23 protein-coding genes are annotated in these 23,264 nt (G+C 72.1%); 9 read left to right on the forward strand and 14 right to left on the reverse strand.

What is annotated here, in order from left to right; translation table 11 throughout:
- The first annotated feature begins 1 nt into the window (after position 1).
- The 4 genes from eboE to JOD65_RS22865 all read left to right on the forward strand — a co-directional run bounded on the left by eboE (position 2) and on the right by JOD65_RS22865 (position 4,084).
- The gene (gene eboE, locus JOD65_RS22850; protein ID WP_191194367.1) at positions 2-1,171 is read left to right on the forward strand and encodes a metabolite traffic protein EboE; all 1,170 of its coding nucleotides are present in this window, start codon (positions 2-4) and stop codon (positions 1,169-1,171) included.
- A 53-nt stretch (positions 1,172-1,224) separates the two neighbouring features.
- Positions 1,225-2,595 (forward strand): alkaline phosphatase family protein, encoded by a 1,371-nt coding sequence (locus tag JOD65_RS22855; protein ID WP_191194366.1) that lies wholly within the window; start codon positions 1,225-1,227, stop codon positions 2,593-2,595.
- A 58-nt stretch (positions 2,596-2,653) separates the two neighbouring features.
- Positions 2,654-3,292 carry a VOC family protein gene (locus JOD65_RS22860; RefSeq protein ID WP_191194365.1) on the forward strand — a complete coding sequence of 213 codons (639 nt, stop codon included), beginning with the start codon at positions 2,654-2,656 and terminating at the stop codon, positions 3,290-3,292.
- A 108-nt stretch (positions 3,293-3,400) separates the two neighbouring features.
- Complete coding sequence (locus JOD65_RS22865) at positions 3,401-4,084, forward strand: class I SAM-dependent methyltransferase (RefSeq protein WP_191194364.1); 684 nt, start codon at positions 3,401-3,403, stop codon at positions 4,082-4,084.
- A 7-nt stretch (positions 4,085-4,091) separates the two neighbouring features.
- On the opposite strand, the gene JOD65_RS22870 is transcribed toward JOD65_RS22865, so the two are convergent.
- Positions 4,092-5,135 (reverse strand): LacI family DNA-binding transcriptional regulator, encoded by a 1,044-nt coding sequence (locus JOD65_RS22870; protein ID WP_191194363.1) that lies wholly within the window; start codon positions 5,133-5,135, stop codon positions 4,092-4,094.
- A 143-nt stretch (positions 5,136-5,278) separates the two neighbouring features.
- Here JOD65_RS22870 and radA point away from each other — a divergent pair, with 143 nt between their 5' ends.
- Positions 5,279-6,676 (forward strand): DNA repair protein RadA, encoded by a 1,398-nt coding sequence (gene radA, locus JOD65_RS22875; RefSeq protein WP_191194362.1) that lies wholly within the window; start codon positions 5,279-5,281, stop codon positions 6,674-6,676.
- A 128-nt stretch (positions 6,677-6,804) separates the two neighbouring features.
- A complete protein-coding gene (gene disA / locus JOD65_RS22880) occupies positions 6,805-7,887 on the forward strand; it encodes a DNA integrity scanning diadenylate cyclase DisA (RefSeq protein ID WP_204811363.1) in 1,083 nt (360 codons plus the stop codon).
- A gap of 416 nt (positions 7,888-8,303) precedes the next feature.
- On the opposite strand, the gene JOD65_RS22885 is transcribed toward disA, so the two are convergent.
- Both JOD65_RS22885 and JOD65_RS22890 read right to left on the reverse strand, forming a co-directional pair.
- Positions 8,304-8,687 carry a hypothetical protein gene (locus tag JOD65_RS22885; RefSeq protein WP_191194361.1) on the reverse strand — a complete coding sequence of 128 codons (384 nt, stop codon included), beginning with the start codon at positions 8,685-8,687 and terminating at the stop codon, positions 8,304-8,306.
- 95 nt (positions 8,688-8,782) lie between these two features.
- Positions 8,783-9,598 carry a hypothetical protein gene (locus tag JOD65_RS22890; RefSeq protein ID WP_191194360.1) on the reverse strand — a complete coding sequence of 272 codons (816 nt, stop codon included), beginning with the start codon at positions 9,596-9,598 and terminating at the stop codon, positions 8,783-8,785.
- Between the two features lie 67 nt (positions 9,599-9,665).
- Here JOD65_RS22890 and JOD65_RS22895 point away from each other — a divergent pair, with 67 nt between their 5' ends.
- Positions 9,666-10,547 (forward strand): iron-sulfur binding domain-containing protein, encoded by an 882-nt coding sequence (locus JOD65_RS22895; RefSeq protein ID WP_191194359.1) that lies wholly within the window; start codon positions 9,666-9,668, stop codon positions 10,545-10,547.
- 20 nt (positions 10,548-10,567) lie between these two features.
- Here the strand turns inward: JOD65_RS22895 and JOD65_RS22900 are convergent, their stop codons facing one another.
- The 8 genes from JOD65_RS22900 to JOD65_RS22935 all read right to left on the reverse strand — a co-directional run bounded on the left by JOD65_RS22900 (position 10,568) and on the right by JOD65_RS22935 (position 19,528).
- A complete protein-coding gene (locus tag JOD65_RS22900; protein WP_191194358.1) occupies positions 10,568-13,141 on the reverse strand; it encodes an ATP-dependent Clp protease ATP-binding subunit in 2,574 nt (857 codons plus the stop codon).
- A 162-nt stretch (positions 13,142-13,303) separates the two neighbouring features.
- Complete coding sequence (locus JOD65_RS22905) at positions 13,304-13,633, reverse strand: histone-like nucleoid-structuring protein Lsr2 (protein WP_191194357.1); 330 nt, start codon at positions 13,631-13,633, stop codon at positions 13,304-13,306.
- A 107-nt stretch (positions 13,634-13,740) separates the two neighbouring features.
- Complete coding sequence (locus tag JOD65_RS22910; protein WP_191194356.1) at positions 13,741-14,511, reverse strand: type III pantothenate kinase; 771 nt, start codon at positions 14,509-14,511, stop codon at positions 13,741-13,743.
- A 10-nt stretch (positions 14,512-14,521) separates the two neighbouring features.
- The gene (gene nadC / locus JOD65_RS22915) at positions 14,522-15,490 is read right to left on the reverse strand and encodes a carboxylating nicotinate-nucleotide diphosphorylase (RefSeq protein WP_191194355.1); all 969 of its coding nucleotides are present in this window, start codon (positions 15,488-15,490) and stop codon (positions 14,522-14,524) included.
- Complete coding sequence (gene nadB, locus JOD65_RS22920; protein ID WP_191194354.1) at positions 15,487-17,235, reverse strand: L-aspartate oxidase; 1,749 nt, start codon at positions 17,233-17,235, stop codon at positions 15,487-15,489. Before nadB ends, nadC begins: the two co-directional genes overlap by 4 nt.
- Positions 17,236-17,244: 9 nt before the next feature.
- Positions 17,245-17,661, reverse strand: a complete 417-nt coding sequence (gene panD, locus JOD65_RS22925; protein WP_191194353.1) for an aspartate 1-decarboxylase — start codon at positions 17,659-17,661, stop codon at positions 17,245-17,247.
- Positions 17,661-18,599 (reverse strand): pantoate--beta-alanine ligase, encoded by a 939-nt coding sequence (gene panC / locus JOD65_RS22930; protein ID WP_191194352.1) that lies wholly within the window; start codon positions 18,597-18,599, stop codon positions 17,661-17,663. Before panC ends, panD begins: the two co-directional genes overlap by 1 nt.
- Entirely contained in the window at positions 18,596-19,528 is a 933-nt protein-coding gene (locus JOD65_RS22935) for a Rossmann-like and DUF2520 domain-containing protein (RefSeq protein WP_191194351.1), read from the reverse strand. Before JOD65_RS22935 ends, panC begins: the two co-directional genes overlap by 4 nt.
- Positions 19,529-19,695: 167 nt before the next feature.
- Here JOD65_RS22935 and JOD65_RS22940 point away from each other — a divergent pair, with 167 nt between their 5' ends.
- Positions 19,696-20,076 carry a PadR family transcriptional regulator gene (locus JOD65_RS22940; RefSeq protein ID WP_191194350.1) on the forward strand — a complete coding sequence of 127 codons (381 nt, stop codon included), beginning with the start codon at positions 19,696-19,698 and terminating at the stop codon, positions 20,074-20,076.
- Positions 20,073-20,798: a hypothetical protein gene (locus JOD65_RS22945; protein WP_191194349.1), complete on the forward strand. Its 726-nt coding sequence runs from the start codon at positions 20,073-20,075 to the stop codon at positions 20,796-20,798. The genes JOD65_RS22940 and JOD65_RS22945 overlap by 4 nt, the downstream gene beginning before the upstream one ends.
- Before the next feature lie 30 nt (positions 20,799-20,828).
- On the opposite strand, the gene JOD65_RS22950 is transcribed toward JOD65_RS22945, so the two are convergent.
- From JOD65_RS22950 to JOD65_RS22960, 3 genes are all read right to left on the reverse strand, one after another.
- The gene (locus JOD65_RS22950; protein ID WP_191194348.1) at positions 20,829-21,494 is read right to left on the reverse strand and encodes a methionine ABC transporter permease; all 666 of its coding nucleotides are present in this window, start codon (positions 21,492-21,494) and stop codon (positions 20,829-20,831) included.
- Positions 21,491-22,519 carry a methionine ABC transporter ATP-binding protein gene (locus tag JOD65_RS22955; RefSeq protein WP_191194347.1) on the reverse strand — a complete coding sequence of 343 codons (1,029 nt, stop codon included), beginning with the start codon at positions 22,517-22,519 and terminating at the stop codon, positions 21,491-21,493. The genes JOD65_RS22950 and JOD65_RS22955 overlap by 4 nt, the downstream gene beginning before the upstream one ends.
- Before the next feature lie 28 nt (positions 22,520-22,547).
- Positions 22,548-23,264, reverse strand: a 717-nt coding sequence (locus JOD65_RS22960; protein WP_204811365.1) for a MetQ/NlpA family ABC transporter substrate-binding protein, incomplete at its 5' end; no start/stop codon positions are given.

The raw sequence follows: 23,264 nt of genomic DNA on the forward strand, positions 1-23,264 counted from the left end.
GATGAGGCTGCAGCACCCCGACGGCACGGTCGTCCACCTCGGCTACGGCACCAACGTCCTGCCGGCCGAGGACGTCGACGGGCTGATCGCCCAGGTGGGCACGTACGGCGACCGGCTGCGCCAGCACCTCGACACCGACCGCGTCGGCCTCGGGATGTGGCTCCCGGCCGCCGCGGCGCGCCGCCTCGCCTCCGACCTCGACGCCGTGGCGCGGCTGCGGGACGCGATCGACGAGCACGGCGTCGAGATCGTCACCCTCAACGCCTTCCCCTACGCCGCCTTCCAGGACGAGGTCGTCAAGAAGCGCGTCTACCACCCGACCTGGGCGGAGCGCTCCCGTCTCGACTACACCCTCGACGTGGCCCGCGTGCTGGCCGCGCTGATGCCGGAGGACGCCGTCCGGGGCAGCATCTCGACGCTGCCGCTCGCCTGGCGCGCGCCGTGGCTGGCCGACCGGCAGTCGCACGCCGAGCTGCACCTCAAGGCCCTGGCGGAGGGGCTGGCCGAGGTCGAGGCCGAGACCGGGCGCACCGTGCGGGTCGCCTTCGAGCCCGAGCCCGGCTGCGTCATCGAGACCATCGCCGAGGCGGTCGAGCGGCTGGACGCGGCCGACCGCGAGCGGATCGGCGTGTGCCTGGACCTGTGCCACCTCGCCGTCGGCTTCGAGGACGCGACCGACGCGCTCGCCCGGCTCGACGCCGCCGGCCTCGACGTGGTCAAGGTGCAGCCGGCCGCGGCGCTCGTCGTCGACGACCCGGCCGACCCGGACGCCCGCGCCGCGCTGACGTCGTACTCCGAGGACCGCTTCCTGCACCAGGTGCGCCAGCGCGTCGGCCAGCGGCTCGCGTCGCGCGACGACCTCCCCGACGCCCTCGCCGGACGTCGGCCGCTCGACGACCGGTCACCGTGGCGGGTGCACTTCCACGTGCCGGTCCATGCCGACCCCGCCCCGCCCCTGCGCAACAGCCGCGACGACCTGCGCGCCTCGCTGGCCGCCCTCCTCGGCGGCGACACCGCCCGCACCGACCACCTCGAGGTCGAGACCTACACCTGGTCCGTCCTCCCCGACGGCGCCCCCGCCGACGACGACGCCCTCGCCGCCGGGCTCGCCGCCGAGCTGGCGTGGGTCCGCGACGAGCTCGTCGGGCTCGGCCTCACCCCGCTCGACTGACCGACCTCCCCCACCCAACCCCCACCCAGCCCCCACCCAGACAGGACGCCACCGTGGCCCACCCCAAGCTGCTCGTCGTCGACCTCGTCGGCCTGACCCCCGACCTGCTCCGGCACATGCCCCGGCTGCGCGGCCTCGCCGATGCGGGCTCGCAGGCCACCCTGGAGCCGATCCTCCCGGCCGTCACCTGCTCCGTGCAGTCGACGTTCCTCACCGGCCTGCCGCCGTCGGGGCACGGCGCCGTGGGCAACGGGTGGTACTTCCGCGAGCTGGGCGAGGTCTTCCTCTGGCGCCAGCACAACAAGCTCGTCGACGGCGAGAAGGTGTGGGAGACGATCCGCCGCGAGCGGCCCGACTACACCGTCGCCAACGTCTGCTGGTGGTACGCCATGGGCATGACGACCGACTACACGGTCACACCGCGGCCGATCTACTACGCCGACGGCAAGAAGGCGCCCGACTGCTACACCCGCCCGCCCGAGCTCCACGACGAGCTCGTCGGCGCGCTCGGCGAGTTCCCGCTGTTCACGTACTGGGGCCCGACCGCCGCGATCGCCTCCAGCGAGTGGATCATCGCCGCCACCCGCCGGCTGATGCCGCGCAACGACCTCACCCTCTGCTACGTCCCGCACCTCGACTACGACCTCCAGCGCTTCGGCCCCGACTCCGACGAGGCCGTGCGGGCCGCCCAGGAGATCGACGCCGCACTGGCCCCGCTGCTCGACGACGCCGAGCGGACCGGCGTCACCACGCTGGTGCTCTCGGAGTACGGCATCACCGACGCCGACCAGCCCGTCGACATCAACCGGATGCTGCGCCGCAGCGGGCTGCTCGAGGTCTACACCCAGGACGGCATGGAGTACCTCGACCCGTGGACCTCGCGGGCCTTCGCCGTCGCCGACCACCAGGTCGCGCACGTCTACGTCGACGACCCCGCCGACCTCGAGACGGTCCGCGGGCTGTGCGCCGAGCTCCCCGGCGTCGACCAGGTGCTCGACCGCAGCGCGCAGGCGGCGTACGGCCTCGACCACGAGCGCTCCGGCGACCTGGTGCTCGTCGCCGACGAGACCGCGTGGTTCACCTACTACTACTGGCTCGACGACGCCCGGGCGCCCGACTTCGCGCGGGGCGTCGAGATCCACCGCAAGCCGGGCTACGACCCCGCCGAGCTGTTCTTCGACCCCGAGGACAAGGCGGTCAAGCTCAAGGCCGGCCTCACCCTCGCCAGGAAGAAGGCCGGGCTGCGGTACGCGATGAAGGTCGTGCCGCTCGACCCCTCGCCGGTGCGCGGCACCCACGGACGCCTGCCGAAGGACCCCACGCTCGGCCCCATGCTCGTGTGCAGCACCCCGGGCGCGGTCGCCGGGTCGGTGGCCGCGACCGACGTGCGCGACCTGATGCTGAGGCTCGCCGGCACGTCTTGACGTCAAGAAACAGGACCCCGGTGTCAAGGCCCACATGCGCGCGGACCAGAATCTGGTCATGCGCCTGGACCACGTCAGCTTCGCCGCCGGACCTGATGGACTTGCCAGCACCGCCCAGCGCATCGGGGGGCTGCTCGGCACCGACTTCGTCGACGGGGGCATCCATCCCCGCTTCGGCACCCGCAACATGACCCTGCCGCTGGCCGGCGACATCTACATGGAGATCGTCGAGGTCCTCGACCACCCCGCCAGCGACAAGGCCCCCTTCGGCCAGGCCGTGCGCGCCCGCTCCGCCCTCGGCGGCGGCTGGCTCGGCTGGGTCGTCTCGGTGGCCGACATCGCCCAGATCGAGTCCCGGCTCGGTCGCGAGGCGGTCAAGGGCAACCGTCGTCGCCCTGACGGCACCGAGCTGCTCTGGCAGCAGATCGGCGTCAACGGCCTGCTCTCCGACCCCCAGCTGCCGTTCTTCATCCAGTGGCAGTCGTCCTCGGACCTCCACCCCAGCAACGGCGCGACCGGCGCGTACTCCCTCGACTGCCTCGAGATCGCCGGCGACCCCCAACGGGTCAGCGAGTGGCTCGGCGAGACCGTCGAGGCGCCCCTCGAGGACGTGAAGGTCGAGTGGGTCGCCCCCAACGGCACCCCCGGCATCGTCGCGGTCCAGCTCCAGACCCCCAACGGGCTCGTCCGGATCTGAGACGAGCAGCGGCGAGCGAGGCACGAGCTCGTCGCGTCGCTCGGCCAGATTGAGCAAGCCCCACGACCGAGGGACGAGGTCGTGACGGGCGCGCCGAAATCTCTTCCGATGAAGCCACGCCCCTCCCCGAACATCTGGAACACCCCCGAGCTCTACGAGCTCGAGAACCGCGCCGCCGACCCCCATGACCGCCTCGCCGCCGCGATGCGCGAGATCGACGACTGGGCCGGGCGCACCGTCCTCGACATCGGCTGCGGCAGCGGCTTCCACCTCCCACTGTGGGCCGGGTCCGCCGCGCAGGTCATCGGCGTCGAGCCGCACCCGCCGCTCGTCGCGCTCGCCCGTCGTCGTACGCGCTCGCTGGACCACGTCCGCGTCCTCGAGGGCGGCGCACAGGCGCTCCCCGTGCCCGACGCGTCCGTCGACGTGGCGCACGCGCGCTGGGCCTACTTCTTCGGCCCCGGCTCGGAGCCCGGCCTGCGCGAGCTCGACCGGGTCGTACGCCGCGGAGGCACGGCGTTCGTGGTCGACAACGACCCGACCCGGTCCACCTTCGGCCGCTGGTTCGGTCGCGGCTTCCCGGAGGTCGACCCAGAGGCGGTGGAGCGGTTCTGGTCGATGCACGGCTGGCAGCGCCGGCAGATCGACATGGGGTGGTCCTTCACGTCGCGCGAGGACCTCGAGTCCGTCGTCCGCATCGAGCTGCCACCGGAGGCGGCCGAGGAGGCGCTCGCCTCCCACACCGGCACCGAGGTCGACTACGCGGTCAACCTCTGGTGGCGCCACTTCTGAGCCGGCGTCAGCTCGACTCGCGGATCGCCAACGTCGGCTCGAGGAGCACTCCGCGCGTCTCGACGGGCTGGTGGGACAGCAGCGCGCGCAGGGTGCGGACGATCTCGACCGCCACGTCCTCCAGCGGCTGGCGTACGGACGTGAGACCCACCGGGTAGACCTGGGCCACCTGGGAGTCGTCGAAGCCGACCACGCCGATGTCGCGTCCGGGCGCGAGCTGCCGGATCCAGAGCGTGTGGAGCACGCCCATCGCGAGGGTGTCGGACGCGCAGACGAACGCCGTCGGGGCGGACTCGTCGAGCAGTACGGCGGCCGCCTCGGCGCCGCTGTGGACGACGTCCTCGACGCGGGAGGCCATGCCGGTGGTGGAGAGGCCGTTCTTGTGCATCGTGCGCACCCAGCCGGAGCGGCGGTCCTCGCCGATCGGGGAGTCCTTGCGCCAGCCGATCCACGCGATGCGGGTGTGGCCGCGGTCGATGAGGTGCTGGGTGGCGAGCGCGATGCCCGCGGAGCCGTCGACGTCGACCCACACGTGGCGCGCCTCGTCGTCGTCCCACGGCCGGCCGAAGGCGACGAACGGGGCGCGCTGCTGGCTCAGCCACGCGGCCTGCGGGTTGCCGAGGTAGGTGTCGGTGACGACGAAGGCGTCGACGGCCGTCGAGCGCAGCAGGTTGTCGTAGCCGCCGACCGGGTCCTCGTCGTCGCCCGGGAAGAGGAGGACGTGGTAGCCCACCCCCTCGCTCGCCTCGACCAGCGAGTGCACGAACCGGTCCATCGCGGCGTTGGCGGTGCCCTCCTGGGCGGGGGCGAAGCGCAGGCCGATCAGGGACGACGTACGGGTGCGGAGGTTGCGGGCGGCGCGGTTGGGCGAGTAGCCGAGCTCGGCGATCGTCTGGCGCACCCGCTCGAGGGTGTCGGGACGCAGCAGGTCGGGGTTGTTGACGGCGTTGGACACCGTCTGGCGGGACACCCCGGCGCGCTCCGCGACGTCGGCGAGGGTGGGCGGCGTGACCGGCAGCGTGCTCCCGGTCCGGTGCTCGTTGCGCGCCATGGTCCCCCTCCCGATCGCCCTAGATCGATCCAATCGAGGTGAGCATAAGCCCCGGCCTCGCTCGCGCACGCCCACCGGACGGGTGAGGCACGGCGCGCGCGGCGGGCGCGGGGGTGTCGGTGGGCTCGCCTAGCGTGTGGTCCATGTCGACGAAGACCGCTCGTGTGCGCTCCTCCTACCGCTGCTCGGAGTGCGGGTGGGAGACCGTCAAGTGGGTCGGCCGCTGCGGGGAGTGCCAGGCCTGGGGGTCCGTCGCCGAGGCGGGCGCGCCGACCCTGCGCGCCGCCGCCGGTCCGGTCTCGACGCCGGCGGTGCCCATCGGCCAGGTCTCGATCACGGAGTCGGTCGCCCGCCCCAGCGGGGTGCCCGAGCTCGACCGCGTCCTCGGTGGCGGGCTGGTGCCGGGCGCCGCGATCCTGCTGGCCGGCGAGCCGGGTGTCGGCAAGAGCACGCTGCTGCTCGAGGTCGCTGCGCAGACCGCGAGCACCCGGCAGCGCACCCTCTACGTCACCGGCGAGGAGTCAGCCGCCCAGGTGCGGTTGCGCGCCGACCGCACCGGCGGTGTGCACGACGAGCTGTTCCTCGCCGCGGAGACCGACCTCGGGGCGGTGCTCACACACATCGAGGACGTACGTCCGACGCTGCTGGTCGTCGACTCGATCCAGACGATCGGCGCCTCTGGCATCGACGGCGTCCCCGGTGGCGTCACCCAGGTCAAGGAGGTCGCCGCTGCGCTGATCCGCGTCGCCAAGACCCGCAACATCACCACCATGATCGTCGGCCACGTCACCAAGGACGGGTCGATCGCCGGCCCGCGGGTGCTCGAGCACCTCGTCGACGTGGTGCTCCACTTCGAGGGCGACCGCAACTCCCGCTTCCGCATGGTCCGTGCCATGAAGAACCGCTACGGCCCCGTCGACGAGGTGGGCTGCTTCGACCTCTCCTCCGAGGGCATCTCCGCCGTCACCGACCCGACCGGGCTCTTCGTCGAGCACCACACCCAGGACGTCTCCGGCACCTGCGTGGCCGTGACGATGGAGGGACGCCGACCGCTGCTGGCCGAGGTGCAGGCGCTGCTGACGCCGTCGCCGCTCGAGCGCCCCCGCCGCACGGTCTCGGGCGTGGAGTCGTCGCGGGTCGACATGGTGCTCGCCGTCCTCCAACGGCACGCCCGGCTGCGGATCGCGGGCAGCGACACGTTCGTCGCGACCGTCGGCGGGGCCAAGCTGCACGACCCCGCAGCCGACCTGGCCATCGCGGTCGCCGTAGCCAGCTCCCACCTCGGCGTCCCGCCGCCGCGAGGCGCCGTGGCCATCGGCGAGATCGGCCTCGCCGGCGAGCTGCGCCGGGTGCGCGACCTGCCGCAGCGCATCGCCGAGGCGTCTCGGCTCGGCTTCAAGGTGGCGGTCGTCCCCCGCGGGCGGGCGTTGCCCAGCGAGCGCGGGATCCCCTCGCGGCGCGTGGTCGACGGCCTCCGCGTGGTGGAGGTGGACGACGTCCTGGGCGCCCTGCTCACCCTCGACCTGACCCCGCCGCTCTGACGAGCCGGGGTCTCCCGACCGCGGTCGGGGGCCCCTCAGCAGGAAACGATCGGTGGATCGGGCCCGCCCACCCCTACACTTCACCCGATGGCGCACGGGGGCGCCCGAGGAGAGCACGTGGAGGACCGGTGGCAGAGCGCATCGACGAGCAGCTGAGGCTGCGCGCGACCCTGGCCTCGATCGCACCGGGCACGCCCCTGCGCGACGGGCTCGAACGCATCCTTCGTGGCCGCACCGGCGCCCTGATCGTCCTGGGGCTCGACAGGGTCGTCGAGTCCATCTCGACCGGCGGCTTCACCCTCGACGTCCCGTTCACGGCCACCGGCCTGCGCGAGCTGGCCAAGATGGACGGCGCGATCGTCATCGACAAGGACATCACCCGCATCCACCGGGCTGCGGTCCACCTGATGCCCGACCACACGATCCCCTCCGAGGAGACCGGCACCCGCCACCGCACGGCCGAGCGCGTCGCCAAGCAGACGGGCCACCCCGTCATCTCGGTGTCGCAGTCGATGCAGATCATCGCGGCCTACGTCGGCGAGATCCGCCACGTCCTCGAGGACTCCGGCAAGATCCTCTCGCGCGCCAACCAGGCCCTCGCCACCCTCGAGCGCTACAAGCTCCGCCTCGACGAGGTCTCCGCGACCCTGTCCGCGCTCGAGATCGAGGACCTCGTCACGGTGCGCGACGTCGCCGTCGTCGCGCAGCGCCTCGAGATGGTCATCCGGATCGCCCGCGAGATCGAGGACTACGTCCTCGAGCTCGGCACTGACGGCCGCCTCCTCTCCCTCCAGCTCGAGGAGCTCGTCACCGGCGTCGACGCCGAGCGCGACCTCGTCGTCCGCGACTACCTCCCGGGCGGCCGTCGCCGTCAGGCCGACCCGTCCTCCCACATCGCCGAGCTGGAGACGCTCTCCCCGACCGAGCTGGTCGACCCCGCCGCGGTCGCCCGTGCGATCGGCCTCAGCGGCGCCGAGCACCTCGACGCCGCCGTCGCCCCGCGTGGCTACCGGCTCCTCGCCAAGGTCCCCCGCCTCCCCGCTGCCGTGGTCGACCGCCTCGTCGACCACTTCGGTGGCCTCCAGCAGCTCCTCTCCGCCGGCATCGACGACCTCCAGGCCGTCGAGGGTGTCGGCGAGCTCCGCGCCCGCAGCGTCCGCGAGGGCCTCTCCCGCCTCGCCGAGTCGAGCATCACCGAGCGCTACATCTGAGACGGCCAGCTGCGAGCGACGTAGGAGCTCGCAGCGTGGGGCCGGCCAGATTGAGCAAGCACCGCGGCTGAGGGACGAAGGCGCGACGTGCGCGTCGAAATCTCCCCCGACGCTCGAGCGGTGGCCCACCCACATTTGCCGGCTGGAGATTGTGGCTCAGCCACCGCCCACCCCGCGTCGTACAGCGACAGGCCCGCCAGCGGTGCCTGACCCACAGTTGCCGGCCGAAGAATGTGGCTCCGTCACCGCCCACCACCGAGTCGTACGACGACACGCCCGCCAGCGGTGCCTGAGGGGCATCCAGCGACCGACGAATCCTCCTCAGCCACCGCCCACCCCGCGGCACCTACAACGACCCACGGCCCCAGGGCCACAACCGCCGCACGTGTCCGACCCGGCCCAGGCGTACGACGACCTCAGCCCGACGCCAGCACCCCGATGGCCGAGACGAGGTTGAGGACCACGAAGGTGCCGGCCACGACGACGGCGACGACGGCCGGGGTCCGGCCGTGGGGGTCGCCGAGGCGTACGGCCTGACGACCGAAGTGCACCGCCAGCACCGCGGGCAGCGCGAACACGAGCAGCGCCGGTCCGCCGGCCGCGAGCAGCACCCACCACTCGGCCGTCCCGGCGTCACCGGGCGGGTGCCCGAGGGCGGCGGCGATGCCCTCCCCGACCAGGAACGCCAGTGCGAGGGACGGCACCAGTCCGAGCACGCACCACCAGGCTCGTCGCACGGAGACCGCCGCGTCGGGTGCCCGGTGCGCACCCGCGGCACCCCGCTCCCCGAGGGTCCTCATGACACACCTCCTGCGACAGCTCCAGCATCGCGCGGGCGCGGCGGCGCTCACAGGGTCGAAGGACCCCGATCCGGGGAGCGCGCCGCGAGGGGCGGTCAGCCGGCGGAGTTGCCCGCGCCGTCCTCGCCGGGCGTGTGCGAGGTGTCGCCGTTCTTGTTCTTGTTCTTGTTCTTGCCGCCCTGCTGCTGCGGGTCGGCGGTGGTGGTGACCACCGCGGGCACGCCACCGGTGAGCTCGAACTGGACGTCGGTGCCGTCGCCGCCGAGGGCGGCCGCCTCGACGTGGTAGAACCCGGGCATCGCCCAGTCGGTCCACTTCGTGCAGCCCTCGTCCGAGCGCTTGGCCGACCAGGTGACGACGACCGGGGCGTCGACGGCCTGGCGGACCACCACGTCCTGCGGCGGGATCGACACCGGGCACTCGCGGCTGCTCCAGATGTAGTCGCTGCCGGAGGTGATGCTGACGGTCATCGTCTCCGGCGACGCCTGCCAGGTGCAGGCCTCGGTGACGACGGTGCGGAGGTTGATCGTGATCGGGACGTCCGCGCCACCGGCAGCGGACGTCAGGGCAGGCGTGGCGACGATGTCGGACTCGGTGCACGGCCCGGTCGGTTCGGCCAGGACCGGCTCCGGCGGCGTGGTCTCCACGGTGCCGTTCTTCTTGTTCTTCTTGCCCTTCTTGCCGGCACCGGGCGCCTCGGCGGTCGGGCCCGCGGTGGGCGCGGCGGTCGTGGCCGTGGTCGCGCCTGCCTGGGTGGCCTTCGCTGTCGCCTCGTCCTTGCCGTCGGCCGAGCCGCCGAGCACGCGGGCGAGCACGACGACGAGCAGCACCGGGACGACGAACACGATGATGCGTCGGGTCCAGTAGACCCGGGCCGGGAGCGGCCCACGAGGTCGTACGGTCGTCGGCATGGGCTCAGGTTAGGTAGCGGTCGGCCCGTCTCGGCGGAGGCGCACCGGCTGACCTACGATCGCCGCGATGGACGCCCCCTCTCCCAGCGCGCTGCACGACGCCGTGCTCGACTGGTACGACGACCACGCGCGCGACCTCCCGTGGCGCGGGGTGTCCGCCACGCCGTGGTCGGTGATGGTCAGCGAGTTCATGCTCCAGCAGACGCCGGTGGCGCGCGTGCTGCCGGTGCACGCCGCATGGCTCGAGCGGTGGCCGACCCCGGCCGCGCTGGCCGGCGACCCCACCGGCGAGGCCGTGCGGATGTGGGGCCGGCTGGGCTACCCGCGCCGCGCCCTTCGCCTCCACGCGGCGGCGACGGGCATCGTGGAGCGCCACGGCGGCGAGGTGCCGGCGTCGTACGACGACCTGCTCGCGCTCCCCGGCATCGGCGACTACACCGCCGCGGCGATCGCCAGCTTCGCCTTCGGAAGACGGCACGTCGTCCTCGACACCAACGTCCGCCGGGTCCTCACGCGCGCGATCTCCGGGCGCGAGCTCCCAGCGCCGGCCGTCACCCGCGCCGAGCGCGACGTGGCGACCACGCTGCTGCCCGACGACCCCGCCACGGCTGCCACGTGGGCGGTGGCGACCATGGAGCTCGGGGCGCTGGTGTGCACCGCGCGCCAGCCGTCGTGCGACGCCTGCCCCATCGCGGCGGACTGCACGTGGCGCGGCGCCGGCTTCCCGGCGTACGACGGACCGCCCCGCCGCGGGCAGGCCTGGGCCGGCACCGACCGGCAGTGCCGCGGGCGGATCCTGGCGCTCGCCCGGGAGGCCGACTCGGTCAGCGCCGCACAGCTCGAGGGCGCCTGGCCCGAGGACGAGCAGCGTGAGCGGTGTCTGGCGGGGCTCGTCGCCGACGGCCTCCTGACGCAGATCACCCCGGGGCGCTGGGCGCTCCCGGGGTGATCAGGTGAAGGCCTGACAGGTCAGGCCTCGTTGGCCTTCGGCACGTCCGTCGGGCCGGCGGAGTCGTCAGGACCATCGCCCGCCGAGCCCTCGACGACGGTCTCCAGCGGAGGCATGTCGGGAACGGTCGAGTTCTTCTGGCCGCGGAAGGTGAACTTCGCTTCCGGGCCCTCGCCCTCGACACCGACGAGCACGATCTGGCCGGGGCCGACCTCGCCGAAGAGCATCTTCTCGGCCAGCACGTCCTCGATCTCGCGCTGCACCGTGCGCCGCAGCGGACGGGCACCGAGGACCGGGTCGAAGCCGCGCTCGGCCAGCAGCGCCTTGGCGGGCTGGGTGAGCTCGAGGGACATGTCGCGGTCCTTCATCCGGAGCTCGACGGCGTCGATCATGTTGTCGACCATCGCGACGATCTGCTCCTGCGACAGCGGCGGGAACACGACGATCTCGTCGACACGGTTGAGGAACTCCGGGCGGAAGTGCTGCTTGAGCTCCTCCGACACCTTGCTCTTCATCCGGTCGTAGGAGCCGGCAGCGTCACCGGTCTGCTGGAAGCCGAGGTTGACGCTCTTGGAGATGTCGCGCGTGCCGAGGTTGGTCGTCATGATGATGACGGTGTTCTTGAAGTCGACGACGCGACCCTGGGAATCCGTCAGGCGACCTTCCTCGAGGATCTGCAACAGGCTGTTGAAGATGTCGGGGTGGGCCTTTTCGACCTCGTCGAAGAGCACGACGGAGAACGGCTTGCGGCGCACCTTCTCGGTGAGCTGGCCGCCCTCTTCGTAACCGACGTAGCCGGGAGGCGAACCGAACAGTCGCGACACGGTGTGCTTCTCGGAGAACTCGCTCATGTCGAGCTGGATGAGCGCGTCCTCGTCACCGAAGAGGAACTCCGCGAGGGTCTTGGACAGCCACGTCTTACCGACACCCGAGGGGCCGGCGAAGATGAACGAGCCACCGGGGCGCTTGGGGTCCTTGAGCCCGGCACGCGTACGACGGATCGCGCGGGAGAGGGCCTTGACGGCCTCCTCCTGACCGATGACCCGCTTGTGGAGCTCGTCCTCCATCTTGAGCAGACGGGTGGACTCCTCCTCGGAGAGCTTGACGATCGGGATGCCCGTGGCCACGGCCAGGACCTCGGCGATCAGCTCCTCGTCGACCTCGGCGATCTCGTCGAGGTCGCCCGCGCGCCACTGCTTCTCGCGCTCGGCACGGCGGGCGGAGAGCTGCTTCTCCTCGTCGCGCAGTCGGGCCGCGGCCTCGAAGTCCTGCCCGTCGATCGCGGCCTCCTTGCGCTGGCGCACGTCGCCGATCTTCTCGTCGTACTCGCGCAGGTCCGGCGGCGCGGTCATCCGGCGGATGCGCAGCCGCGAACCGGCCTCGTCGATGAGGTCGATCGCCTTGTCGGGCAGGAACCGGTCGGAGATGTAGCGGTCGGCCAGCGTCGCCGCCGAGACCAGGGCCTCGTCGGTGATCGTGACGCGGTGGTGCGCCTCGTAGCGGTCGCGGAGTCCCTTGAGCATCTCGATGGTGTGCGCGATCGAGGGCTCCTGCACCTGGATCGGCTGGAAGCGGCGCTCGAGCGCGGCGTCCTTCTCGAGGTACTTGCGGTACTCGTCGAGCGTGGTGGCACCGATGGTCTGCAGCTCGCCGCGGGCCAGCATCGGCTTGAGGATGCTGGCGGCGTCGATCGCGCCCTCGGCGGCGCCGGCGCCGACGAGGGTGTGGATCTCGTCGATGAACAGCACGATGTCGCCGCGGGTGCGGATCTCCTTGAGCACCTTCTTGAGGCGCTCCTCGAAGTCACCGCGGTAGCGCGAGCCGGCGACGAGGGCGCCGAGGTCGAGCGTGTAGATCTGCTTGTCCTTCAGCGTCTCCGGCACGTTGCCCTTGACGATGTCCTGCGCGAGGCCGGCGACGATCGTCGTCTTGCCGACGCCGGGCTCACCGATGAGGACGGGGTTGTTCTTCGTGCGGCGCGACAGGATCTGCATCACGCGCTCGATCTCCTGCTCGCGCCCGATGACCGGGTCGAGCTTGCCCTCGCGCGCGGCCTGGGTGAGGTTCTGGCCGAACTGGTCGAGGACCAGCGAGCTCGACGGGGTCTCGCCGCCGGAGCCGGAGGTCTGGGCGCCGGCGGTCGTCGACTCCTTGCCCTGGAAGCCGCTGAGCAGCTGGATGACCTGCTGGCGGACCCGGTTGAGGTCGGCGCCGAGCTTCTGCAGGACCTGGGCCGCGACCCCCTCGCCCTCCCGGATCAGGCCGAGCAGGATGTGCTCGGTGCCGATGTAGGAGTGGCCGAGCTGGAGCGCCTCGCGGAGCGAGAGCTCGAGCACCTTCTTGGCGCGCGGCGTGAACGGGATGTGGCCGGACGGAGCCTGCTGGCCCTGCCCGATGATCTCCTCGACCTGGGCGCGCACGGCCTCCAGGGAGATGTCGAGGGACTCGAGGGCCTTGGCTGCGACGCCCTCGCCCTCGTGGATGAGGCCGAGCAGGATGTGCTCGGTCCCGATGTAGTTGTGGGAGAGCATGCGGGCCTCTTCCTGGGCCAGCACGACAACTCGCCGGGCTCGGTCGGTGAACCGCTCGAACATGTGCGCTCCTCTACGTCTGCGTGGTCCGCTGGCCCCCCGCCGGGACGGGAGCACGAACACTGGGCTCAACGCCCGACATCAGCCTACGTGTTCCCGGGGCACAGACGAGCCCGTCCGCTATCAGCGAACGGGCTCGTCAGCGTCGAGCGCCGACGGCGTACGTCAGTGGGCGGCGTCGTAGGCCTGCTGGACGTCGGCGGAGATGCGGCCGCGCTCCGAGACCTCCATGCCCTGGGACTTGGCCCACTCGCGCACGTCCTTGGTGTTGGAGGACGAGGAGGAGCCGCCGGACGAGCGGCGGGTGCGGCGGCCACCACCGGTGACCTTGCGGGCGTGGCCGACGTAGCCGCTCAGCGCCTCGCGGAGGGAGGCGGCGTTGGCGTCGTTCAGGTCGATCTCGTAGGTGGTTCCGTCGAGGCCGAATGACACGGTCTCGGTGGCCTCGGTGCCGTCGAGGTCGTCGACAAGAACGATGTTGACCTTCTGTGCCATGTGCATTCCTTTGCTTTTCGTGCGCTCTGGTCCAAACGCGTCGAATGCAGTGTGGCACCACTCGTTGATGCGCACAAAAGAAGTCAGGAATGACCTGACAAAGCAATTCAGGAATTGCGCTCGAATACGAGCCGAAGCCCTTGCAGCGTGAGCCACGGAGAATGCTCGGTGAAACACGCGCAATCGTCGACGAGAAGCGTGGCCAAATGGCCCGTGGAAATGACGGTGACGTCGTCGGCCGGCGCTCCGAGCTCGGCGATCATGCGCGCCACCAGCCCCTCCACCTGCGCTGCGACGCCGAAGACCATGCCGCTCTGGAGCGCCTCGACCGTGTTCTTGGCGATCACCGACCGCGGGCGCGCGAGCTCGACCTTGCGCAACTGGGCACCGCGACGGCCGAGCGCCTCGAGGGACGTCTCGATGCCGGGCGAGATCGCCCCGCCGACGTACTGCCCCTTGCCGTTGACGACGTCGAACGTCGTCGCGGTGCCGAAGTCGACGACGATCGCGGGACCGCCGTAGAGCTCCGCCGCGGCCAGCGAGTTCACGATCCGGTCGGTGCCGACCTCGCGCGGGTTGTCCATCAGCACCGGGATGCCGGTGCGCACGCCCGGCTCGACGACGATCGCCCTGACGTCGTGGAAGTGGCGCTCGAGCATCTCGCGCCACTCGTGCAGCACCGCCGGGACGGTGGCGCACACGGCGATGCCGTCGACGTCGTCGAGCCGCTCGTCGAGCAGTCCGCGGAGCAGGACCGACCACTCGTCGGCCGTGCGGCGCTCGTCGGTGTTGACCCGCCAGTGGGCGGTGACCTCCTCGCCGTCGAGGAGGCCGATGAAGGTGTGGCTGTTGCCGATGTCGGCGGCGAGAAGCGTCATGGCAGCACCTTCATCGGGGTCCGGGGTCCCCGCGGCGTTGTTCGGGGGAGCGAAGCGGAGGAGAAGAACGTTGTGGGGTGGTTACGAGGTCCATCCCGATGTCGAACACGACCACGGAGTGGGTGAGCGCTCCGACCGAGACGAAGTCGACGCCCGTCGCGCCGATGCGCGCGGCCCGCTCGATCGTGATGCCACCGCTGGCCTCGAGCGGCACCCGCCCGCGCGTACGTCGTACGGCGTCCGCCATCAGCTCGTCGCTCATGTTGTCGAGCAGGATCCGCTCCGGCGGCTCGGGCAGGGCGAGCAGGTCGTCGAGCTGGTCGAGCGTCGTCACCTCGACCTCGACGGGCAGCCCCGGGTGCCGGCCGCGGATGGCCTCGAGCGCGGGGAGCACTCCCCCGGCGGCGATGACGTGGTTGTCCTTGACCATCGCCATGTCCTGGAGGCTGGAGCGGTGGTTGACCCCGCCCCCGCAGCGCACGGCGTACTTCTGCAGCGCGCGCAGGCCGGGCAGCGTCTTGCGGGTGTCGAGCACCCGCGTCGGGGATCCGTCCAGCGCGTCGACCCAACGGGAGGTGGCCGTCGCGATGCCCGAGAGGTGGCACGCGAGGTTCAGGGCGGTGCGCTCGGCGACGAGCATCCGCTGGGTCAGCCCCTCGACACGCATCACCACGTCGCCCTTCTCGACGCCCGTCCCATCGGGCAGGCGGTCGGCGAGGGTCGCGTCGGCACCCACCATGAAGAAGGCGACCGCGGCGACCCCGAGGCCGGCGACGACGCCCGACTCGCGCGCGCCGAAGACGGCCTCGGCGCGGGCCTCGGCAGGGATGGTCGACTCGCTGGTGGGGTCCTCGTGAGGTCGCTCGGGGAGGTCCTCCATGAGCGCACGCGACACGACGTCCCAGACGTGGTCGGGGTCGAGCCCCGCTGCGGTGAGGTCGTCGATGACCTCGGCGGGCACGTCGCGCAGGCTGGTCATGCAGGCACCTCGGCAGAAGAGGAGGAGGTCGACGGATCGGTGGACGGTGCGTACGTCCACTCGACGGCGACGCGACCGTCGGCGTCGAGCCACGAGTCGACGTGGCCGCCCTTCGTGTCGTCGCGGTCGGGGTGGTCCTCGCGCCAGTGGGAGCCGCGGGTCTCGGTGCGCAGCGCCGCCGCCTCGGCGAGGGCGGTGCTGACGGTCAGCAGGTTGGTGGTCTCCCAGGCATCGGGCCCGACCTCGGCCGCCCCGTGGTCGAGCGACCCGAGGAACGCCCGCGCCTCGGCAAGGCCGGCCGCGTTGCGCAGCACCCCGACGCGCGTCGTCATCGTCTCCTGCATCGACCGGCGGCGCTCACCCGAGACGAGGCCCTCGGGGCGTACGTCGGCGACAGGGTCGGCCCAGTCGCGCAGCTCGCCGGGCAGCACGTCTGCGATACGGCGCGAGAACACCAGCCCCTCGAGCAGCGAGTTGGACGCCAGCCGGTTGGCGCCGTGGACACCGGAGCAGGCGACCTCGCCGGTGGCGTAGAGGCCCGGGACCGTCGTACGTCCCCACAGGTCGGTCGCCACCCCGCCGGACGCGTAGTGCTGTGCGGGCGCGACCGGGACGAGCTCGGTCACCGGGTCGACGCCGTGCTCGCGGCACACGCGCAGGATGGTCGGGAAGCGACGTTCCCAGAATCTCGATACGACGTCTCGTTCCTCGCCGCCTACTCGATCACCGACGCGGCTCGCTTCGCTCGCGTCCGCCCCCAGGTGGCGGGCGTCGAGCCACATGTGCGGGTGGCCGGTCTCGATCATCCGGCGGGTGATCGCCTTGGCGACCACGTCGCGGGGCGCGAGGTCAGCGAGCGGGTGCTCGCCCTGCATGAAGCGGTTGCCGTCGAAGTCGACGAGGAAGGCGCCCTCGCCGCGCACCGCCTCGGAGATCAGCGGCTGCTGGCCCTGGGAGTCGGGGCCGAGCCACATGACGGTGGGGTGGAACTGGACGAACTCGAGGTCGCGGACCCGGGCGCCGGCCCGCATCGCGACGGCCATCCCGTCCCCGGTGGACACGCTGGGGTTGGTGGACTGGCTGAAGACCTGGCCGAGGCCACCCGAGGCGAGGACGACCGCCCGGCAGTGCACGGCACCCACCCCGTCGCGCTGGCCCTCGCCGAGGACGTGCAGCGTCAGGCCGGCCACGCCGCCGTCGGCGGCGAGGAGCAGGTCGACGGCCAGCGCGTGCTGGACGACCTCGATCTCCGGCGCCCGCTCGACCGCGGCGATCAGCGCGCGCTGGATCTCGGCGCCCGTGGCGTCGCCGCCTGCGTGGGCGATGCGGTCGCGGTGGTGGCCGCCCTCGCGGGTCAGCGACAGCTCGCCGTCGGGGTGGTGGTCGAACTGCGTGCCGAGGGCGATCAGCTCGCGCACCGCCTCGGGACCCTCGGTCACCAGGACGCGTACGGCATCCACGTCGCAGGCGCCGGCCCCCGCGACGAGCGTGTCGTGCTCGTGCTGCTCGGGGGTGTCGCCCGGTCCGAGCGCGGCGGCGATCCCGCCCTGGGCCCACTGCGTCGACCCGGCGGCGAGGACGTCCTTGGTCACGACGAGCAGGCGCAGCGACGGGTTCGCGGCATGGATGCGCAGCGCGGCGGTGAGCCCGGCGATACCGGAGCCCACCACGACGACGTCGGCGCGGGTGGTCCACCCGGGCGCCGGGGCACGGAGGCGGCCCGGGACCGGCCGGTGGGAGGTCATCCGCGCAGGCTATCGAGCGACGAGGTCGCCGCGGGACAAGGTCTCGTCGTCGAAGGTGTCGGCGGGGTCGGAGCCGGTGCCCATGATCTTGTTGTCGGCGTCGACGAAGACGACGTGCGGCTCGAGCTGCCTGGCCTCGGCGGTGTCCATCTGGCCGTAGCCGATGAGGATGACCGTGTCGCCGGGGTGCACCAGCCGGGCGGCGGCCCCGTTGATGCCGATGACGCCCGAGCCGCGCTCGCCGGCGATCGTGTAGGTCTCGAGCCGGGCGCCGTTGGTGACGTCAACGATGTGGACGAGCTCGCCCGCCAGCAGGTCGGCGGCGTCGAGCAGGTCCTCGTCGACGGTGACCGACCCGACGTAGTGCAGGTCGGCCTGGGTCACGGTGGCCCGGTGGATCTTGGACTTCATCATCGTGCGCAGCATCAGCTGTTCCTTCCAGAGGTGGTCGAGGCCGCGGACGCGGTCCCCGCCAGGACCGCATCGGGGACGATGCGGTCGAACGTGAGGGGCATGTTGTCGATCAGCCGCGTCGTGCCCACCCGCGCAGCCACGAGGATCCGGCCCTCACCCGTCTCGGGTGGCTCACCGAGGTCGGTGGAGGTGACCGCGAGGTAGTCGAGCTCGAGACCGGCCTCGGCCTTGAGGACCGACATCGCGGCCCAGCGCGCGGCAGGCGCGCCGTACGCCGCCCGCTCCTGCGCGGCGCGCAGCGCCCGGCTGAGTGCGGCAGCCGCCGCCCGCTGGCCGTCGTCGAGGTAGCGGTTGCGGCTGGAGAGGGCCAGGCCGTCGGGCTCGCGGACCGTCTCGGCGCCGACGACCTCGATTCCCATGCACAGGTCGCGGACCATCCGGCGGATGAGGACGAGCTGCTGGTAGTCCTTCTGCCCGAAGACCGCGACGTCGGGGCGGACCAGGCCGAACAGCTTGGCGACGACGGTCAGCACGCCGTCGAAGTGCCCGGGCCGCGACGCCCCGTCGAGGATCGTCGCCAGCGCGCCGGGTGCCACGGTGACGCCGTCGTGGACGGAGTCGTGGCTGAAGCCGCCGGGATACATCTCCTCCACGCTGGGGGCGAAGACGACGTCCACCCCCTCGCGCGCGCAGACCTCGAGATCGGCGTCGAGGGTGCGCGGGTAGCGGTCGAGGTCCTCGGTCGGGGCGAACTGCATCGGGTTGACGAAGATGCTGACCACCACGGGTCCGGTGGTGGCGGCTCGTGCGGTCCGCACCAGGCTGGCGTGGCCGTCGTGCAGGGCGCCCATCGTGGGGACGAACGCGATCCGCTCGCCGGCGCGGCGGGCGTCGGCGAGCAGGCCGGCGAGCTCCTCGCGGGTCGACGCGAGGGCGGGGGTCGTGGTCATCGAGCGTGCCGGTCCAGCGAGGTCGGTGCGGTCGCGGCGTCGAGGACGCCGAGCATCTTGGTGGCACGGATGGGCAGCAGCCGGCCGTCGGTCACCGCCCGGCTCAGGGTGGCGCGGGCCATTGCGAGGTAGGACGGCAGCGTCTGCGGCGCCGTGGCCTCGAGGTCGGCCACGTGGGCGCGGACGGTCTCCACGTCGCCGCGCACGATCGGGCCGGTGAGGGCCGCGTCGCCGTCCTCGAGCGCGTTGTCGAGGGCTGCGGTCAGCAGCGGGCGGAGCGTGGCGGCGGGGTCCTCGGCGCCGGCGGCGGAGAGGATCTCCATCGCCTCGGCGACGAGGGTGACGAGGTGGTTGGCACCGTGGGCGAGACCCGCGTGGTAGAGCGTGCGGCGGCCCTCGGGGACCCACATCGCACGGCCGCCCAGGTCGGCGACGAGCGACTCCGTGAGCTCCCGGTCGGCGTCGTCGGCGGTCACGCCGAACACGCAGCCGGCCAGGCGGGGCAGGTCGACCTCGGTGCCGGTGAAGGTCATCGCGGGGTGCAGCGCGACGGTGCGGGCACCGACCTCGCGGGCGGGCTCGAGCACGGCCAGGCCGTGCCGGCCGCTCGTGTGCACCACGACCTGGCCCTCGCGGATCGCACCGCTCGCGCTGAGCATCGTGACGACGTTGGACAGCATGTCGTCGGGGACGGTCAGCAGCAGCAGGTCGCTGGCGCGTGCGACGTCGGTCGGCTTGGCGACGAGGACCCCGGGCAGCAGGTCGTCGATGCGGCCACGCGAGGCATCGGACTCGCCGGCGGCGGCGACGATGTCGTGGCCGGTGGCACGGAGGGCGGCGGCCAGGACGGCGCCGACACGACCGGCGCCGATCACGCCGACGGCGAACGTCGGGTGCGACACCGGGCGGAGGACAGGGTCGTGCGTCATGTGATGACCTCTTCGTTTCAGTCCCGTGGCGGGTACCGATCTACTGCGATCAACATCGAGCGTACGCCCGCGGATTCCGAGGTGGGAACCGAACAACGGCGTGACGAAGGCCACTCCCGCCCTACGACTGTATTGACGCACTGACTAGTTGGTGTCACCATCTAGTCATGCAGACGCCGACCACCACTGACGCCGGCTGGCCGACGGAGTGGCTGCGCGGGGCGCTGGCCGTCTGCGTGCTCCACGTCATCGCCGGCGGCCCGACCTACGGGTACGCGATCGCCAACGCCCTCGCCGACGCCGGGCTCGGCACGGTCAAGGGCGGCACGCTCTACCCGCTGCTGGGCCGCCTCGAGGAGGCCGGCCTGGTCTCGGTGGAGTGGCGCGCGGGAGAAGGCGGCCCCGGCCGCAAGTTCTACGCCCTCACCCCGGCCGGCGAGGAGGAGCACCGACGCCAGGTCACCCACTGGCTCGCCTTCGTCGACGTCACCAGCTCGTTCGTCCACGGCTCCGCCCTCGCGCAGCCCTCCCGGAAGGAACCGTCATGAGGATCGACACCAACACCCCGCACGTCGAGGACGGGTGGACGCAGGCCTTCCTGCTCGAGCTGCGCCTGCGCGGTGTCGACGGGCGCCGGATCGGGTCCGCGCTCGCCGAGGTCGAGGCGCACTGCGCCGAGAGCGGCGAGTCCGCGCGGTCGGCCTTCGGCGACCCCGAGGCGTACGCCGCCGACCTCGCGCCCGCCCCGGCACCCGCGCCCCCGGACCTGGCGCGCGACGTGGCGACGTCGGTGCTCGGCCTCGCCGGCATGCTGCTGACGCTCGCCGCGATCGGGGCGTGGAGCTCGGGCACGGAGGTCGAGCTCACCACCGGCTTCCTGGCCGTGTCGGCGCTCGTGGTCCTGGGCACCGTGCTGATCGTCCGGCTGGCCGAGCCGCTGCTGCGCGCGGTCGTGAAGCACTGGTGGGTCGCCGTCGTCGGCGGCGGAGCGCCCATCGCGCTCTTCGTCGCGGTGCTGGTGACCTGGAGGCAGACCGTGGTCAGTGCCCCGGTCCTCCCCTCGCTCGTCGCGGGGCTGGCGCTCCTGGCCGTGCACACCGCCGTGACGCTGCACGGGCCCGACCTCGCCGACCCCGTGGTCGGCCCTGAGGGTGCCGGTGGCACGGGGACGATGCGCGAGGGCACGCTGTCCCGCGGCCTCGACCGGATCGGGCCGTGGCTCTTCCCCGTCCTCACCGCCGTGATGGCGATCCCACTGCTGCTCCTCTGACGGAAGCAGGCAGCGCAGCAGCGGCCTCGGTCAGCGGCGCAGGATGCGGCGCGCGGCCGAGTTGCCGGCCAGCTGGACGACCTGCACGAGCGCCACGATGGCGATGACCGCGGTCCAGGTGACGACGGTGTCGAACTGCCGGAAGCCGTACTGCAGGGCGAAGTTGCCCAGCCCTCCGCCGCCGATGACGCCGGCGACCGCGGTCATGTCGACCAGCGCGACGAACGCGAAGGTGTAGCCCAGCACCAGGGGCCCGAGCGCCTCGGGGAGCACCACGGTGCGGACGATGCGTGCCCGGCCGGCGCCGACGGACCGCGCGGCCTCGATGACCCCAGGGTCGACCGTCACGAGGTTCTGCTCGACGATGCGACTGATGCCGAAGGCGGCCGCGAGCGTGAGCGCGAAGATGATGGCCGGGTTGCCGATGCCGGTGCCCACGACGACCCGGGCGAACGGCTGGACGGCCGCGATGAAGATGACGAACGGGATCGGCCGGAAGAAGTTGACCAGCACGTTGAGGACGAGGTTGACCGGGCGGCTGGCGTAGAGGCCGCCGCCGCGGGTGACGTACAGCCCGAGCCCCAGCAGCAGGCCGAGGAGGCCACCGAGCGTCAGGGTGATGGCGACGATGTAGAGGGTCTCCCACGCCGCGTCCCAGAAGAGCGGCCAGAGCTCGCTCATGTTGGAGTCGGTCATCGCGGCAGCTCCTTCGCGGGCACGAGTGCTCGTACGGCGTCGACGGCGGCGTCCACGGCCGCGGGATCACCGTCGAGGGCGAGGGTGAGGTTGCCGAAGGTCTCGCCCTGGACCTCCTCGATGCCGCCGAAGACGAGCTCGAAGCGCACGCCGTGCTCGAGGAGCACCGCGAACACGTCGCTCTGGCGCACGTCGTCGCCCCGGAAGGCGAGCTTGACGAAGCGCCCGGCGTGCCGGGCGTGGAGGGCGGCCAGCGCCTCGACGTCCGGCTCGTCGTCGACGATGGTCGCGACGAACCGGCGGGTGACGGGCTGCTGCGGGTCGGAGAGCACCTGCACGACCGACCCCTCCTCGACGATGAGACCGGCCTCCATCACCACGACGCGGTGCGCCAGGCTGCGCACGACGTCCATCTCGTGGGTGATCACCACGATGGTGATGCCGAGCTCGCGGTTGACCCGGCGCAGGAGGGCGAGCACCTCCTGGGTCGTCTCCGGGTCGAGGGCGCTGGTCGACTCGTCGGCGAGCAGGAGCTGCGGGTTGGTGGCGAGGGCGCGGGCGATGCCGACGCGCTGCTTCTGGCCGCCCGAGAGCTCCTCGACGTGACTGTGGGCCTTGTCGGCGAGGCCGACGAAGTGGAGCAGGTCGGAGATCCGCGCGTTCTGCTCGGCCTTCGAGACGCCGGCCACCTCGAGCGGGTAGGCGATGTTGCCCCACACGGTGCGCGAGCGGAACAGGTTGAACTGCTGGAAGATCATCCCGATCCCCAGCCGCACCTCGCGCAGCTCGCGCTCCTTCAGACCGGTGATCTCCCGGCCGCCGACCCGCACGCTGCCCGAGGTGGTGGTCTCCAGCGCGTTGATCAGCCGCACCAGGGTGGACTTCCCGGCGCCGGAGTAGCCCACGATGCCGACGATCTCACCGGCCTCGACCGTCAGGTCGACGCCGCGGATCGCCTCGACGGGCGTCCGGCCGCGTGCGGCCGGGAACGTCTTGTGCACGTCGGTCAGCTCGACGAGCGGCATCGTGGGCTCCTCCCCTACTGGCGTCGGATCACTTCTGCGCTGCGGTGTCGGCCTCGACGTCGTCGAGCGACGCCTGCAGCTCGTCCTGCGGGACCTTCACCAGCTCGGCGGTGCCACCGGACACGTCCTGCACGCCGTCGAGGACGGCCTGCGTCTCCTGGTAGATCTCGACGAGCTTGAGCAGCGTCGGGTCGTCGCGGTCCTCCGCACGGACGGCGAAGACGTTGACGTACGGCAGCGCGTTGGGGTCCTCGACGTCGTCGGTGGCCAGCGCGTCCTCGAAGGAGAGGCCGGCCTTCTCGACGAAGTCGTTGTTGATGACCGCCGCGGCCACGTCGGGCAGCGAGGTGGGGGTGAGGTCGGCCTTGATCGCCTTGACCTGCACCTTGGAGGCGGACTCGTCGATGTCGGCGAGCGTGGAGTAGATCGAGCCGCCGTCCGTCAGGGTGATGAGGCCGGCCGACTGGAGGATCAGCAGGGCACGGGCCTGGTTGCTGTCGTCGTCGGGGACGACCACGGTGTCGCCGTCCTGGATCTCCTCGACGGAGTCGACCTCGGTCGAGTAGAGCCCGAGCGGGTAGATCGCGGTCGAGCCGAGCGGCACGATGTCGTCGTCGTTCGCGACGTTGTACTCCGCGAGGTAGACGAGGTGCTGGAACTGGTTGATGTCGAGCTCGCCCTCGCTCAGCGCGGGGTTGGGCTGGGTGTAGTCGGCGAAGTCCTTGACCTCGAGGTCGATGCCCTC

It is taken from the genome of Nocardioides cavernae, assembly GCF_016907475.1.
GTDB lineage: Bacteria > Actinomycetota > Actinomycetes > Propionibacteriales > Nocardioidaceae > Nocardioides > Nocardioides cavernae.

Coding starts and splice junctions, on each gene's coding strand:
- eboE (WP_191194367.1), top strand. CDS start 2: ATGAGGCTGCAGCACCCCGACGGCACGGTCGTCCACCTCGGCTACGGC.
- JOD65_RS22860 (WP_191194365.1), top strand. CDS start 2,654: ATGCGCCTGGACCACGTCAGCTTCGCCGCCGGACCTGATGGACTTGCC.
- JOD65_RS22865 (WP_191194364.1), top strand. CDS start 3,401: ATGAAGCCACGCCCCTCCCCGAACATCTGGAACACCCCCGAGCTCTAC.
- JOD65_RS22870 (WP_191194363.1), bottom strand. CDS start 5,135: ATGGCGCGCAACGAGCACCGGACCGGGAGCACGCTGCCGGTCACGCCG.
- radA (WP_191194362.1), top strand. CDS start 5,279: ATGTCGACGAAGACCGCTCGTGTGCGCTCCTCCTACCGCTGCTCGGAG.
- JOD65_RS22885 (WP_191194361.1), bottom strand. CDS start 8,687: ATGAGGACCCTCGGGGAGCGGGGTGCCGCGGGTGCGCACCGGGCACCC.
- JOD65_RS22890 (WP_191194360.1), bottom strand. CDS start 9,598: ATGCCGACGACCGTACGACCTCGTGGGCCGCTCCCGGCCCGGGTCTAC.
- JOD65_RS22895 (WP_191194359.1), top strand. CDS start 9,666: ATGGACGCCCCCTCTCCCAGCGCGCTGCACGACGCCGTGCTCGACTGG.
- JOD65_RS22900 (WP_191194358.1), bottom strand. CDS start 13,141: ATGTTCGAGCGGTTCACCGACCGAGCCCGGCGAGTTGTCGTGCTGGCC.
- JOD65_RS22905 (WP_191194357.1), bottom strand. CDS start 13,633: ATGGCACAGAAGGTCAACATCGTTCTTGTCGACGACCTCGACGGCACC.
- JOD65_RS22910 (WP_191194356.1), bottom strand. CDS start 14,511: ATGACGCTTCTCGCCGCCGACATCGGCAACAGCCACACCTTCATCGGC.
- nadC (WP_191194355.1), bottom strand. CDS start 15,490: ATGACCAGCCTGCGCGACGTGCCCGCCGAGGTCATCGACGACCTCACC.
- nadB (WP_191194354.1), bottom strand. CDS start 17,235: ATGACCTCCCACCGGCCGGTCCCGGGCCGCCTCCGTGCCCCGGCGCCC.
- panD (WP_191194353.1), bottom strand. CDS start 17,661: ATGCTGCGCACGATGATGAAGTCCAAGATCCACCGGGCCACCGTGACC.
- panC (WP_191194352.1), bottom strand. CDS start 18,599: ATGACCACGACCCCCGCCCTCGCGTCGACCCGCGAGGAGCTCGCCGGC.
- JOD65_RS22935 (WP_191194351.1), bottom strand. CDS start 19,528: ATGACGCACGACCCTGTCCTCCGCCCGGTGTCGCACCCGACGTTCGCC.
- JOD65_RS22940 (WP_191194350.1), top strand. CDS start 19,696: ATGCAGACGCCGACCACCACTGACGCCGGCTGGCCGACGGAGTGGCTG.
- JOD65_RS22945 (WP_191194349.1), top strand. CDS start 20,073: ATGAGGATCGACACCAACACCCCGCACGTCGAGGACGGGTGGACGCAG.
- JOD65_RS22950 (WP_191194348.1), bottom strand. CDS start 21,494: ATGACCGACTCCAACATGAGCGAGCTCTGGCCGCTCTTCTGGGACGCG.
- JOD65_RS22955 (WP_191194347.1), bottom strand. CDS start 22,519: ATGCCGCTCGTCGAGCTGACCGACGTGCACAAGACGTTCCCGGCCGCA.